At 41.5% G+C, this 14,845-nt stretch carries 10 protein-coding genes and 4 pseudogenes; 1 reads left to right on the forward strand and 13 read right to left on the reverse strand.

All coding sequences use genetic code 11. The features are described 5' to 3' along the window. Positions 1-326 precede the first annotated feature (326 nt). The 3 genes from ABXT70_RS10070 to ABXT70_RS10080 are packed head-to-tail and all read right to left on the reverse strand — an operon-like array spanning position 327 to position 2,888. A complete protein-coding gene (locus tag ABXT70_RS10070; protein WP_443640364.1) occupies positions 327-962 on the reverse strand; it encodes a glycosyltransferase family 2 protein in 636 nt (211 codons plus the stop codon). Beyond that, positions 944-2,023 (reverse strand): N-acetylneuraminate synthase family protein, encoded by a 1,080-nt coding sequence (locus tag ABXT70_RS10075; RefSeq protein WP_443640365.1) that lies wholly within the window; start codon positions 2,021-2,023, stop codon positions 944-946. The genes ABXT70_RS10070 and ABXT70_RS10075 overlap by 19 nt, the downstream gene beginning before the upstream one ends. Beyond that, the gene (locus ABXT70_RS10080) at positions 2,010-2,888 is read right to left on the reverse strand and encodes a dTDP-4-dehydrorhamnose reductase family protein (protein WP_443640366.1); all 879 of its coding nucleotides are present in this window, start codon (positions 2,886-2,888) and stop codon (positions 2,010-2,012) included. The genes ABXT70_RS10075 and ABXT70_RS10080 overlap by 14 nt, the downstream gene beginning before the upstream one ends. Before the next feature lie 557 nt (positions 2,889-3,445). Here ABXT70_RS10080 and ABXT70_RS10085 point away from each other — a divergent pair. Next, a pseudogene (locus ABXT70_RS10085) lies at positions 3,446-4,583 on the forward strand (IS3 family transposase). Positions 4,584-4,652: 69 nt separating this feature from the next. Here the strand turns inward: ABXT70_RS10085 and pseF are convergent. From pseF to ABXT70_RS10135, 10 genes and pseudogenes are all read right to left on the reverse strand, one after another. After that, positions 4,653-5,345 (reverse strand): pseudaminic acid cytidylyltransferase, encoded by a 693-nt coding sequence (pseF, locus tag ABXT70_RS10090; protein WP_443640367.1) that lies wholly within the window; start codon positions 5,343-5,345, stop codon positions 4,653-4,655. A 182-nt stretch (positions 5,346-5,527) separates the two neighbouring features. Next, a complete protein-coding gene (gene pseB, locus ABXT70_RS10095; RefSeq protein WP_443640368.1) occupies positions 5,528-6,526 on the reverse strand; it encodes a UDP-N-acetylglucosamine 4,6-dehydratase (inverting) in 999 nt (332 codons plus the stop codon). An 86-nt stretch (positions 6,527-6,612) separates the two neighbouring features. Continuing rightward, positions 6,613-7,842, reverse strand: a complete 1,230-nt coding sequence (locus ABXT70_RS10100; RefSeq protein WP_443640369.1) for a hypothetical protein — start codon at positions 7,840-7,842, stop codon at positions 6,613-6,615. 77 nt (positions 7,843-7,919) lie between these two features. Further along, entirely contained in the window at positions 7,920-8,318 is a 399-nt protein-coding gene (locus ABXT70_RS10105; RefSeq protein ID WP_443640370.1) for a hypothetical protein, read from the reverse strand. A gap of 128 nt (positions 8,319-8,446) precedes the next feature. After that, the gene (locus ABXT70_RS10110; protein WP_443640371.1) at positions 8,447-9,820 is read right to left on the reverse strand and encodes a GHMP family kinase ATP-binding protein; all 1,374 of its coding nucleotides are present in this window, start codon (positions 9,818-9,820) and stop codon (positions 8,447-8,449) included. Then, on the reverse strand, positions 9,817-10,524 hold the full coding sequence (locus tag ABXT70_RS10115; protein WP_443640372.1) for a sugar phosphate nucleotidyltransferase: 708 nt from the start codon (positions 10,522-10,524) through the stop codon (positions 9,817-9,819). Before ABXT70_RS10115 ends, ABXT70_RS10110 begins: the two co-directional genes overlap by 4 nt. After that, complete coding sequence (locus ABXT70_RS10120; protein WP_443640373.1) at positions 10,521-11,150, reverse strand: D-glycero-alpha-D-manno-heptose-1,7-bisphosphate 7-phosphatase; 630 nt, start codon at positions 11,148-11,150, stop codon at positions 10,521-10,523. Before ABXT70_RS10120 ends, ABXT70_RS10115 begins: the two co-directional genes overlap by 4 nt. 462 nt (positions 11,151-11,612) lie before the next feature. After that, positions 11,613-13,145: pseudogene (locus tag ABXT70_RS10125) on the reverse strand (ATP-binding cassette domain-containing protein); the annotation flags it as partial. A 144-nt stretch (positions 13,146-13,289) separates the two neighbouring features. Further along, a pseudogene (locus ABXT70_RS10130) lies at positions 13,290-13,382 on the reverse strand (transposase); the annotation flags it as partial. A 100-nt stretch (positions 13,383-13,482) separates the two neighbouring features. Then, positions 13,483-14,623: pseudogene (locus tag ABXT70_RS10135) on the reverse strand (IS30 family transposase). Positions 14,624-14,845 lie beyond the last annotated feature (222 nt).

The raw sequence follows: 14,845 nt of genomic DNA on the forward strand, positions 1-14,845 counted from the left end.
CATTTAATTCCTAAGGCAGACGCTTATTATTTTAGATTCAAAGCCATCCAGCAGGAACCACTTCAGAATATAGCTAGATCTAAATACTGCAGTAATAATCTACTATCTGAACTGGATTCATCGTGGCTAAGCTTCTAGCACTTTTTGATAATCTAACCGCCTAAAAACGCACTTTTGATGACCCTAGAGTTGACCAATACCTATTCATATTGACCTGTTGAAAGTCGAAAGCTGTTAATCAAGTCAGAGTTTATAGATGGGTTGTAATCTTGTGTAAGAGCCAGTCTAAATCAGTCAATGAAACAATCTTGTTTCTGATTAATGCATCAAAGCGCATGAAATAGAGCCCTCAAAATCCGCCAGTTAGAGTCTAGTATTTGACCAAAGCGAGGGGTATCCATTCGATCACGGGTTAGAATTGGAATCTGTACAATAGCTTTTTGTTCCCTTGCTGCATAGATAGCCATTTCCGTGCCAACAGAACCATAAGCATCAAAATGACCAAGTGAACTGTAAAGCTCCATCCTATATGCTTTCATCCCACACAGCGGATCACGAATACCCCAAAATAGACCCGAAATAATACCAAACACATGTTCAGAAAAGCGTTGCATTTTATCACGCACGCCTACGATTACATCAGCGCCATCATCTAGTGCAACGATAAAAACCGGAAGCAAATTCGGATTATGCTGTCCATCTGCGTCCATAGTTAATGCAAAGTCACACCCTTTGTTATGTGCGCATAGAAAACCAGAATTCAACGCAGCATCGTAGCCTAAATTACTGTCGTGACTTACCACTTCAGCACCAGCCTCTATTGCAATTTGGGCAGTTTGGTCAGTACAACCATCATCAATAACTATAGGAATACCATACTGAACAACAGCACACACGATATTTTTAATGGTAGCGCCTTCGTTGTAAGCTGGGATGATAATCGCTAAGCGAGATCGGTCCATCGAAGATGCTCCCCAATACCAATTTTTCGTGTTGTCTGCTTACCAATTAATTTATCCATTTCGTATGGTGGAAGTCCGTCAGTCGGACACGGTCGCAATACCGTTAAGTGGTCTCGCGTTAAAATACTACCCATCTCAAGGCTTATATTTGCTCGTATCGCACGGCGCTGCAGGATCACTGTTTCTTTTTCATTGCCCTCAACTTTTTTTATACCTTCTCCAAGCGCGTTTTCTAATTCACGTGTACGATCGACCATATCACGCCAGAATTTCTTATCCATAGAAAAGGCATGGTCTGGTCCAGTCCGCTGGACATCATCGGTAAAGTGCTTTTCAATCATGCGCGCGCCTAATGTCACTGCTCCAAGCACGGTTGCATGCCCCGGCGTGTGATCACTTAAGCCTAAGACCAGATTTGGAAACATTTCACTATATACTCGCAACACATGCAGTTGTATAAATTTGAAGTTTTCTAAACTAGCAGTGTAATTTGTATTACATTGCATCAGACACAACATAGGGTTAAGCGCAAGTGCGGCGGATACAGCCCTCACAACATCATCTATTTTTGAAGCACCAGTAGCCATGATTAAGGGCTTTTGCTTTAAAGCAATATATTCAATCATTTCAATCCATGTGATATCGCCAGAACCTAGCTTATATGCAGAAACATAGGGATCAACATGGTCAACGATATCTAATGCATAAGGGCTCGTAAAGAAAGCGACACCAGCATCATCACATGTTTCTTTCAAAACTGGGGTCCAGTCTTGACTTACTGATGCGCCCTTATAAACTTCAAATACAGATTTTCTCCAACTGGCTTGATGGGATTGTGGGCCCTCTAGCGATTTAAAACCAACATCACTTACAATTGTTTCAGCTCGAAAGTGCTGAAACTTAGCTGCATCAGCACCTGCCTCTGCAGCTAAATAAATAAGCTCTTTTGCTCGCCCAAGTTCACCATCGTGGTTAGCAGATATGTCAGCTATAAAATAGGTTGGGTATTCTAAGCCAATTTCCCTCCCTTGAATTTCAAGTATTGAATTAGGATTTTTCATAATAGTCTTCAGCAGATTTTTTAATTTCATCACTCAAACGAGGAAGCTTTATACCAAATAACTTTTCAAATTTAGAGCAATCCATACGCATGTCTTTTGGTCTATAAGCATGTAAAAAAGTTACCTCTGAAGAATCAATGCGAAACATAGTGTTCACTGGAAGCCCTAATTTTTCTGCAAACTCAAAGTCAAAATCAGCCTTACTCATTCCATCGCTTGAACCCAAGTTATATACTCCAACTGGCTTATTACGGATAACGAGTTCAATCATCTCAACCAGAGTGTTCATGGATAGTGGGCTAAATACCACGTCTGTTAATACTTGCACGTTCCTACTGTTTATTAAAGATGTGTACACCCAATCTGTCAAACTTTCTCGATAATTCACTTTACTCCGTCCAACAAAATTCGTGCGTAATATAGTGCTTTTTACCTGTGCAGCTGCAATTTCGCCCGCATATTTGGTCAGTGCATAATTATTCGTTAAAGTTACGTTATTTTCAGTATGTGGTCCATCTCCATCGTATACTTGGTCGGTAGAGATTTGAATTAGATGGCAGGGCGCGAATGACTGATTGATCCATCGAGCAAGATTTTCCACAGTTCGCGTATTAGCTAGATAGCCTGCATGCGCCTGCTGTTGACAGATTTCAACACTTGTTAGTCCTACCAGATTAACTATTATGGTAGGCTCAATCTGCGTCAAAAACTCGCAAGTCGTATCCCAATCATCCACATCAAATGTAAAATCCGCAGTCCCTTTTTTTCTTGCTTGAGTAACAATATTATGATGGCCTGCCTTCAAATAAGGAACCAGAGTCGAACCTAGCAAACCCGTGGCACCTAATATTAGTATTTTATTCATATAAATAACTTTGCATCCTGAATACTGTCTTACAACGGAGAATCACTAATTTGACAAAACTTCCCAGCCTTAAAATAGTTGTTATTAGAAAATCTTCCATTTTCCTTCCACATCAATCAGACTTCATGATGACTGAATGTATTTCTGAACAAAAATGGGTGTGAACAAGAGTTGACTGAATTTTATCTATACTGCCTATAAAGCCATTTTCAAATTCATGCATCAGCACATCAGAAACCTTATTGGCTTGCAATGAAACGGCAAAACTTCTATAAATGTCCTGGACATCAGTCCCAAATGGCCACTCAGAAATAACTTTTGCTCCACACAATAAGTTCATTTTTTCAATAGATGAATTTGTAAAAAGATGCGTATGGCCACTGGACAACTAACGAGGAAAAATATCTTTAAAAATATTTTCCAGTATTGCTGATAACGAAAACATTGGAACACTATAAAATAAATAGCTCGCCTCACTTAGCTTAAATGCATCTGATGCGCACCCAGTTTAATAGACACTCCAATTGGTTACAATGTAACGCAATAGGAGGCCAACAATGGCAGGCGAACGATACACCCAAGAGTTTAAAATTGCTGCGGTTAAGCAAATCACCCAAGAAGGGCATTCAATTCCAGACGTCGCCAGAAGGCTCGGAATTACCACTAAAAGTCTTTATAACTGGCGAACAAGGTACGGCGATAATGCGCCAGAGTATGAAGCCAACCAAGCTCAAGAAGGCGAGTTAAAACGCCTTAAAGCCGAATTAAAGCGTGTCACTCAGGAGCGTGACATATTAAAGGAGGCCGCCGTGTTCTTTGCAAACGAGTCGAAGAAAAATACACGTTTATAAAGTCTCGTAATGACCGTTTTCCAGTGACTTTGATGTGTAAAGTACTCAAGGTACACCGCAGCGGCTACTACGCCTGGTTGCGAGATCCGCAATGTCAGCGCAAGAAGGACGACGCATATCTGCTTGGCTACGTTAAACAGTTTTGGCTAGAAAGTGGTGGTGTTTATGGTTACCATAAAATCACCAAGGATATGAAGGTATTGGGCGAAACCTGTGGTCGAAACCGTATACTTAGACTCATGAAGGGCGCTGGCATTAGTGCCCAAAGAGGCTACAAGAGACGCGCCAGTTACAAATCTGGTGAGATCTCTATGATCGCCGAGAACCATCTTAACCGTGAGTTTTCGGTTCCCAAGCCTAATCTCGCTTGGGTAACGGACATTACGTACATCCGCACACATGAAGGCTGGTTGTTCTAGATTTGTATTCTCGCTCAGTAATTGGTTGGTCTATGAGTGATCGCATTAATACGGATTTAGCACTCGGTGCGTTAACAATGGCTTGCTGGAGACGCAGAGATCACGCTGGCGTGGTCGTTCATTCTGATCAAGGGTGCCAGTATACTAGCTACGAGTGGCGCAGCATGCTCAAAGCAAATGGCTTAAAGGCCAGCATGAGTCGACGCGGTAACTGTCACGATAATGCATGTGCAGAAAGCTTTTTTAGCTTACTGAAAAAAGAACGGATTAGACGCCGCACATACCCAACTAGGGAAGCTGCGAAATCCGATGTGTTCAATTATATTGAACTGTTTTACAATCCAACACGACGCCATGGAAATAACGGTGACTTGTCACCCATGGAGTTTGAAAATAACTATTTTAGGAACCAAGCGGGTGTCTAGAAAAATGGGTGCGTATCAATCAAAGAATTTTTGTGGATTCCTTAAATGTTCGATAACGTTGTTTTTCAATTATATCACCCCATTATTTACAATACTAAATAGCAACTCTGCACGCTTCCAATCATCTTCTGTGTCAATATCAATAACTCGCCAATTTGGTATAGGGTAGCCTAGCCCATCAGTGTGCATTTTTTTATGCTCAAGCCATGCATTGGTTTGGCCCCAATAGAATTGCCCAGCATCATGGTAAGTTTTTTCTAAATCCTGCGTGCGGGATAGCTCACTCTCTGGGTTTAAAAATTGCATCCTACCACTCGATAGGCGACGCATTGCACGCTGCACTGGATGAGCGAATTCAGTCACGGGGTAAATAAAATCTGCATCTTGCGCCTGCAAATCAGTTAAAGTTGCAATCAAATCATCTGCTGATATAAATGGCGAACACGGAAATATGCAACAGACGTAGTCAACAAACCATCCAATATCTAGACAAGCTCTTATTGCATGGGCAATGACGGGGACGATTGGCGTGAACTCGTCAGCGAGGCTATCAGGACGCTTAAAAGGCGTTTCTGCTCCCCATAATCTTGCAATCTTGGCAATCTCTTCATCATCAGTCGAGACAATTATATGATCAAAAAGGCCACAGCCCTTTGCAGCTATAATTGCGTGGGCAATCATTGGCTTGTCAGCAAACCCTTTTATATTCTTTCGCTGGATACGCTTGCTGCCACCACGGCCTGGAATAATAGCAATATTCATTTGTAATTAGTCCTGATATTTGAAAAAAGTGCCCCAGTCAAAATGGTAAGCTAGAAATGGCCGACAGTTTTCTCTAAAATTTGCATTACAAGGGCCTTAGATGTGGGAGCATAAGCATCACACCGAAACAACACACCTATACCGGCTTGGTTAATGCTTTAATGATTTTAACAAACGATGGTTTAAATTTGTCCAATTTTTTCCCTGTTTTCTGCAATCCATTTCACCAAGGTTTCTACACTCATCCAATCAGAATTGTTGTCTGATGAATAGGTAAACTCAGGGTGAACTAATTTACCACTACCAATACGTGATAAGTCTTGACTCCAGTTATGAATAGCAGGCAGCACCTTGTAATGCTCAGCGTATTCATAAGTATGTGGAGCGTCCTCAAGACCAATCATTTGCTCGTGCAGCTTTTCACCTGGGCGAATACCTACTACTTCATGCTGAGCTCCCGGCACTGACGCCAGAGCCAGATCAACTATATTCATAGAAGGGATTTTTTTTACATAAATTTCACCACCTAACATATCGTCAAAAGCATGCCAGACCAAATTAACGCCTTCTTCCAATGTAATCATAAATCGCGTCATACGGGCATCAGTAATAGGCAATATACCCTTATCTGCCTGTGTGATGAAAAATGGGATTACTGAGCCACGCGAGCCCATTACATTGCCATAGCGAACAACAGAAAAGCTCGTATCTTGTTGCCCACTGTATGAGTTACCTGCAATAAATAATTTGTCCGATGCTAATTTGGTGGCGCCATAAAGATTGGCTGGACTACTGGCTTTATCAGTAGAAAGCGCCACTACACGCTTTACTCCTTGATCAATACATGAATCAATCAAGTTCATAGCACCAATAATATTTGTTTTAACACATTCAAATGGATTGTACTCAGCCGTTGGTACAATTTTAGTAGCTGCCGCATGAACCACATAATCGATACCGCTAAGAGCACGCGATAAGCGGTCTTTATCACGCACATCACCAATAAAAAATCTTACCCTCTTATCGTTTTGATAAAGTTTAGCCATTTCCCATTGTTTCATTTCATCACGCGAGAAAATAACTAAGCGGCGTGGGTTATATTTAGCTAGAGCCATGGGTACAAATGTATGGCCAAAAGAGCCAGAGCCACCAGTAATTAAAATAGATGAGTTTTTTAACATTTTTTTATCTTTAAGGTTTTAGTAATTTCTGAATTGAAAAGTAAATTTCACAAAAAAATAGCTCAAATTATATATGTGTAACCTTGTTAGGCTCTTTGCTCTAACCATATTGCAATTTTATTCTTAACAACATCTTGCGGGAGCTTATTTTTATCAAACTTCATGTAGTGCCATCGCGCTTCCTCACTGTATGCCAGATACTCTTCATCCGTCATTGCTAGCAACGAATCTACCTTTCTAGATAATTCATCATCACTAGTCGAATATAATCTTTGGAGGTCTGGTAGATGATCCGTGGCTAGATTAGTTTTCCATGTTCCTTTAAAAACAAGTGACGCTATTTCTTTTACGTCTTTTGCAAAAATAACACGCTCACCAAAACCCAGCGCTTCATACCCCAGTGCTGAACTACATGTGACTGTTAGTTTGCTTACCTGTACTGATTCATAGGAAGAATAATTACTTTTCGGTATGAAAGTGAATTCATGATTATTACTATGGGTAAAATACTCTACTTCTTTATCGTATTCTGCACTCCCAAGAGGATACCTCATAGCAACACAAAGACTCATATTTCTTTTTACTGCAACATTTGCTACTTGAGTAAAGACATCTTTAACAGTTTTTTTATAGGCATCTAGCACTTCTCCAATATATCCATCAGCAGGAAGAAACCGTGATCGAAATTGAGAGATAAAACATAAATCAAATTTCTTAGTTTTATGGGATAGCTGCTGTTCCCAAAAAATTCCAGCTTTTATTGAGCCAATTGGATAGTAATGTTCAACTAAATGACCACCTCGATGCATCATGTCGCTTTCAACTTCTCCAAAACAAAAATAATGGTCTAGGTCTAAACGCTGTTGAAATGGCATAGATAGTACCCATCTAGCACCATTTTGAATAGAAACACATTGAACTTCAGGAAAAAGTGATTTAATTCGTCCCATTGAAGTGCTGTTATCAATAAAAGTCATAACCACTTTGGGCTTCCAGGTATTAACCAAAGCTGTTCTCCAGGCACGTGTTGTGCTTCGGTATAGACACAAATTAATTAATCCTAAGAAAAAAAAGTATCCTGATTTAATCAAGGGCATCCCTTCTCGAACACGCAATACATTGACTTTTGTACCAGTCGGTATGCAAGATCGAAGAGCATCGCTCCCCATTGAATCATAAATCAAAACGTCACAGCCAGTTTTTCCATGCCACGCGATATTTTTGAAGCGATTAACGCCAGGAATTGTCCTAGTTAAAAACTGTTTTAATGCGCCAGTTAACCTCCATCCATAAATACTTCCAGCTAGTTTGCTCATAACTCATAACCCTTCAATTATTTTTACAAAAAAAACCTACAGGCTAAATCTGTTTCCTATGCCCAGGATTACGCCATTCATGTTGAATAATCTGTCTGAAAGTAAGAGCTTTCAACCAATCCACATAAAATATGTCCTAGCATAATATGGCACTCTTGAATCCGTGCAGTGTCACTTGATGGAATACAAATACATGGACAAACAGTTCGTAGCTTTCCACCAGAGTCTCCTGTCAGCCCAACATTGCTGACCCCCTGTCCAATTGCTGCCGTGGCTGCCGTGGCTGCCGTGGCTGCCGACAATATATTACTACTATTGCCACTGGTAGTGATTGGAATGAATACGTCTCCGAGTTTAGTGATAGCTTCAAGCTCTCTAGAAAACACCCGATCATAGCCATAATCGTTTCCTATCGCACTCATGGCTGAGCTGTTGGTGCCCAACGCAATGGATGCTAAAGGTGCTCGGTCGAACAAAAACCGTGAGGTGAATTCAGCTGATAGATGTTATGCATCGGCAAAACTGCCTCCGTTTCCAGCAATGACATAAGCACGGCTGTGGCCAATAGTTTGCTTAGCAATTGTTATATTCATGAATATTTAATTCATGTAGGTTCTTTGCGCTCACGGACCATCCAAGATTGAAGACCTTCTTGTTCAAAACGAAAGGGACTGCAGTTTAACCCTTCAGATCTGAGATGGTTAATAAGATGATGTTTGGAAAAAGGTGGCACATAAAACAGAAAAAAACCACCACCACCGGCACCGAGTAACTTACCACCCAAAGCACCATGCTTGAGCGCATTTGCATAAATTTTATCCAAATTTTTATTAGATATTTTACTACTAAACTGGCGTTTCATTTGCCAAGCCTTATGCAAGCTTTCACCAAACTCATGTAACCTTCCACGCAGTATATGGTTCCGCATGAGATAAGTCAGATCAACAGTTTTTTCCACTTGCTGGCGAATAGTCTGCTTACGCATATGCTGACGCTGGTCTTTATGGATATTACCTGAGTCATGCCCAGTGCCGGTATCACAAAGAATCAAACTCTCCTCCAGTTCCAAAAGCGTGTCCCGATTAATTCGCAGAGGATGTACAACATTTTGATCCATACTAAATTCCATGAAATTGAATCCACCAAAAACCGTCGCATATTGGTCTTGCCAACCCCCAGAAACACCCAAGTAAAGCCTTTCTGCTTGAAATGCGAGCTCAGCTAACTCATGCTGATCCCACCGGTCAAGTCGGAATTCGTTGAAGCAGCCAAGGATCGTAGCGGACACTACCGCAGATCCACCCAGCCCTGAGTTTATAGGAAAGTCTGAGTGCAAAAAAAGTTCAAAACCAAATTCAGGCTGTATGGTCTTAAGTAGGGACTGAATCAGCCCAAACTTACCAACCTGTTTTAGAGCTGCACTGAGGTCATCCGCAATAAGCTTTTTGTTAAGATCCATCGAGTGAATGGCAATTTTCTGATCGTCACGCATTCGCAAGGTAGCATGACTGTATAGTGACACAGTAGCGTTGATAACCGCACCATATTGCCCATCAAAGTAATGAGTTACATCTGAACCACCACCACCAAAGCTAATGCGCACTGGCGCACGGGCGCGAGCGTAAACGGCTTCTTCTAACTGTATGGGTAAGTGGTCATGGCTGACGATAGCTATTAATTGCCTATCAGCATCCAGTAATGGAATAACACGCGTTCGAGAATCAAGCTTTTTTAGCAATACCTCCCGCGGTGTAGATGGGGCTTCCCAAAAGAAATCAGGGTTAACGCACAATGCTATCTTGTCGTCTAACGAACCACCTTCGAGCAACATGCGTCGAATGTCACCATCAGTAGCCAACCCTGTGACCGCACCATCTAAACCCGCGGTGAGGATAATGCCATGATTATTGTCATTTATTAGAACCAATGCTTCTCGCAGAGTTGCATGTTCATCAATCAAAAAATTAGTTATTGTCACAAGGAACCTTCACGATTATTTTCTATCCAAATACAAAAACGGTGGTAATCAGCTGGGATGCCGATGTCAATAAAATTGGTTTTAAGGGCAACAGCATTTAGGGCTCTTTCATCTAGCAACAGCTTGAACAAAATTCTTTCAAGTGAAAATGGATAACCATCCCAATACCGAAAAAAATTAGAGTGCAAATGGCACAAACCCACGCTAATCCAACCCATTTTCTGTGTATTGCTTTTTTCGATAAAAGAGGTCACTTTCAATTTATCATCAAATTGAACTTGCCCATAACGGGCAGAGTCATTCAAGCGGAGCACTGCCATTGACGGAACAGGGGTCTGCTCTAAAGTTTTAATCCCAGTACCCAACCAAGTATCAGCATTGGTAAGTAAAAAATCACCAGTCAACTCAAGCTGCTTAAGCGCATAGGCGACGGCACCACCAGTATCCATCGGTTTGGGCTCAATTACCCATGCCACTTCACAGTCTTTAAGTAACTTAGTTTTCTCAAATTCCAAAAAATTGATAATTAAGTCTGCCTGATGATGCAGTAGAAATACAAATGACCGTAGACCTTGGCTTTTCCAATTCTCAATCTGAAGATAAAGAAATGGCACATCGCCAACTGGTGCCAAGGCTTTGGGCACCTGAGTTACTACTGATTGAAGACGTGTACCAAAGCCACCGGCTAAGATTAATAACTTCATCTCAATTCCAGTGACTTAGTATGACTATTTATAAATGGCAACGCGCCAAGCAAAGATGTAATGACATGACATTGCTGAGGAATAACTTCCGCGAGACTCCCCTGAGCAAAAAAAATATTAAGACCAAGGCCAGCCGCGATACCAGCCTGAATATCACTAGACCTGTCGCCTATCAAAATAGACTTGTCTAGATCCAAACACAATTCCTTCTCAGCTTGTAAAATCATACCTGGATTTGGTTTGCGTGAAAAATCATCTTTTTTGTATTCACCCAAACCTTCAGTAGGGTGGAAAGGAGAAAAGTACACTTTATCAATTGGAGCCCCTGCTTTTGTGAATTTCCTGCACATCCAAGATGTTAGTTGATGAAACTGTCGCTCTGAATATAACCCTCGCCCAATACCAGCTTGATTAGTAACTACCACAATCTTGAAATTATTGGCACAAGCAGATTGCACCACATCAAAGATTCCATCAACAAACTCAAAATTATCAATCTGATGCACATAGCCATGATCAATGTTGATGACACCATCCCGATCTAGGAATAGCGCTCTGACTCCAGTTGGAGTATTAGTTGGAGTCGTAGAATTTATCAATTCGTAATTTCCAATTTTGCTATTCACGTGTAAAGTTTACTAACGGCACTAAAAACATTGCAAAAGCTCTATCTAGGTCAATACCAGCTAAAACAACAGTGTAGCGAACATTGTGAACTAATGAACTAATGAACTAATGAACTACTTAGCATTTAGGTGATTTTTAAGCTTTTACTACCCTTACAGGCACTTAAATGGTAATAATCTAACTCGCTTACATTTTAGGTATGGAGTCTAAATTTTATTGACTGCACACTCAACAATAGTTTGGTAACTGCCACTCCGCACAATTTTTCCATCTGCAAACTCTATTATGTGGGTACAGTTCTTAAGTGTGGTTAGGCGGTGCGCTACCATAATTACTGTGAGTTCATCACTTAAATCTTCAATAGCTTCTATCACTGACTGCTCTGTATCGTTATCAAGTGCACTAGTAGCCTCGTCAAATACCACCACATCAGCTTGTTTATAGAGCGCACGGGCAATGCCAATACGCTGGCGCTGCCCACCAGACAAACGCACACCACGTTCACCAACAAAAGTATCATATTGTTTATCCCACGATTCAATAGTTTGCGCAATCTGCGCCTTTCTAGCAGCTAGATGTACCCGGGGGAGGTCTATTTGGTCTGCTGGCACACCAAAAGCAATATTCTCTGCAATACTGGTATCTGCCAAAAATATAACTTGCGGCACGTGGGCAATGCGCATTTGCCAACTACGGTGATTTTGGCCAGTAACAATTACGTCATCAATCGCCAGACTGCCACCAGAAGGCTTTAATAAGCCCATAATAATATCTATTAACGTGCTTTTACCACTCCCGGTAGCGCCAATCAATCCAATACGACTACCTTTTGGAATACTAAGACTAAGACCATGTTTAAATACCCATGGAGCATCTTTCGCATATTGAAAAGTTAAGTTACTCAAGGTAATACTATGCTTAAACGGCATAAGTGCCTGCTGCGGCGCATCAGCATAGTTGGGAATAGGCTGATCTAATAGATCTAAAGCGTCACTTAATGATGCCTGGCCACCCTTCAATGCAGTCCAGCTAGCATAGGCGTGTTGCAACACAGGCAAAAGGCGCTGCGCACCCAACGCTAGCGCACCCAAAATAGGTATAGCGCTAGTGATACCAGGCGGCTGATTAGCTAGAAAATATGCTAAAACTGCTATTAACACCATACCTAGCGACTCTATAACGTAACGTGGGCTACCACTTATAATAGAGAGATTTGCCTGCGCTCGACGAAGAGGCAAATCAGCATTGCGATAAATATAACAATAGGTTGCTTGTGTGCCATCAATGAGTACATCCCGGATGCCGCCCAAACCCTCTTGCAAAGCCTTAATTACACGACCTGATTCATAACTAATGCGTTTGCTATCTCGCGCCACAGCTTTTTTAGTTGCTAAAACAATCAATAAATAGATAGTTCCAAAGCCAATAAAAGCAGTTGAAGCTACTACAGGCTCAATGGCCAATAAAGCTAGTAGAATAAATATCAAAATCCATATAGAACTTATAATGGTGACTAGTGGCAAAAGGGTCGAAGCTACTACACGATTTGCCTTTGTAGAGATTCCTGCAATTACCTCGCTACTATTACGTGAGATATGGACAGTGTAAGGTTGGTAAAGCGCTCGCCGATAAATGTTGATACTAAGGTCAGCGCCAATGGCATGACTAAGTCGTGTTTGCGACCACAACAACATTAGGCGCATCAGGCCAGAGAGCAACGCGCCTGCGGAAAAAGCGATAGTAAGTGGTAGTAATAGTTGTTTAGGCTCTGTAAGACTAAGCAAATGAACAAGCGGTTGAGCAATGGGATTAACAAATATCCGTTCTGGTGCAGTTAAAGCTCCTAAAAATGGTAACACAGCAGCAATACTAATAACTTCAGCAAAAGATGCCAGAATCATCACTAAAAACAAGACCCCAAATTGCACTCGCCTCTGTGGATTAATGTGGCTCCACAGACGGCGTAAGAGCTGGGGTAGGGTCGATTTTGGCATTTTAATTTATTACCCTGAGAAAGATGAGTTAACTAGTCAGTACTTAAAAAATTACAGGGATAAACGAACCTTTTTAATTCATTTTGACACATCTTGGTTGCACGCCTTCAGTTAAGTTATTAATAACACATCCATACCACCCTACTTTGCTGACCACTTGTAGAATAAATCGTTGCTCATTCCGTGCTCCCTGCAAAGTTCAAAAATGGGCACGCCACTTTAAGCCTGCTTGATGATAACCCGTGTTTGACTATTGGAATAATGAGATTTGTCATGTAGATCTCCTTAATAAAGTTTACGAGAAAATTCCACTTCTGACCTCGACGGATTCAACCGGTCACAGCAACACCATATTTAACATATCATGAGGGGTATGATATTTCAGCGTTTTCCGTGGGCGATCATTGAGCTTTGACGCGATACTGTCAAAATAATACTGCGAATAACCTTTTAAGCTTGTACCTTTAGGGAAATACTGCCGAAGAAGACCATTGGTGTTTTCGTTACTTCCTTGCCGCCAGGGACTACATAGGGTAACAAAAGTACACGTCCATACCCTTTACAAAGGTGAGTTCTGCATGGGCGGCCAGCTCTGCACCTCGATCACATGTAAGGGTTTTCTTAAACGCCTCTGGGAGCTGTGAGAGTTGTTTTGATAATGACCCAACAACGTCAGAAGTTTTTTTACTGTCAACCTGTACAAGCATGGTAAATCGTGTGGATCGTTCGACTACCGTGGCGATGTGACTGTTGTTTGAACCAACTATTAAATCACCTTCCCAATGACCCAAAGTTGCACGTGACTCTACCTCAGCAGGACGGTCATGGATCGATACACCACCAACAATTTTCCCTCTAGAACCTACTTTATGGGCCTTAGCCTGCCGAAATTTTCGTTTCGTTCTGAGGTGTTTAGGTTATTTCTTATGGGATATATTACGTGTTTCAATGAATAGGCTTTTGTAAATAGTTTCATGAGATACCCTCATGTTTTCATCGTTGGGATGATGGCGTCGAAGCCATCCCGATATTTGCTCGGGCGACCAATCGTCAGAAATTTTGGAAGCAACCACGTCCCGCAACTGCCTGTTAATACTAAGCAGACACAGCTTGGGCCTTTTGCCTCTTTTCCAGGCGGCATTATCAGCATCAATGGCTCGGTATTTAGACGAGCCCCCATTATTATTAACTTCTCGGCAGACCGTTGATGGACCACGTTCCAATTGACGTGCAATTGCTCGGATGCTGTCTCCACTTGCGAGCCCACGTGTGATTGTTTCTCGTTCTCGAATAGTCAAAGAGTTGAGAGACCTTGAACGTAGGCGCGGCCTGATGCCACCATGGTATTGCACGTATGAAAAAATAGTGGCCGGTGGCTTTGATAAAACTTTAGAAATATTGGCCATTGGATCTCCCACTTTCCAAAAGTGCCAGATAGTTTCATTCATTTTATAGGGCATCAGATTTGGATGCTTCATGTTTACACTCTGTTTTATTTAGGAGTGTTGCTGTGACCGGTTGAATCCGTCTCCGTTTTTTATTGGGAGATCACCATTAGCCCAAAGTTTTTTCATCAAATGTGAGACACTCACCCATTACTAAACTTGCACCTTAACCATGCACTTTCGGTTACGGCGGCTTTTAAAGATTGCTCGAATGATTGTTATTGATATAGTGAACCCAGATTAAACCTAATGCGG

Origin of the sequence: Candidatus Njordibacter sp. Uisw_039 (assembly GCF_047730075.1) — a bacterium.
GTDB lineage: Bacteria > Pseudomonadota > Gammaproteobacteria > Pseudomonadales > Balneatricaceae > Njordibacter.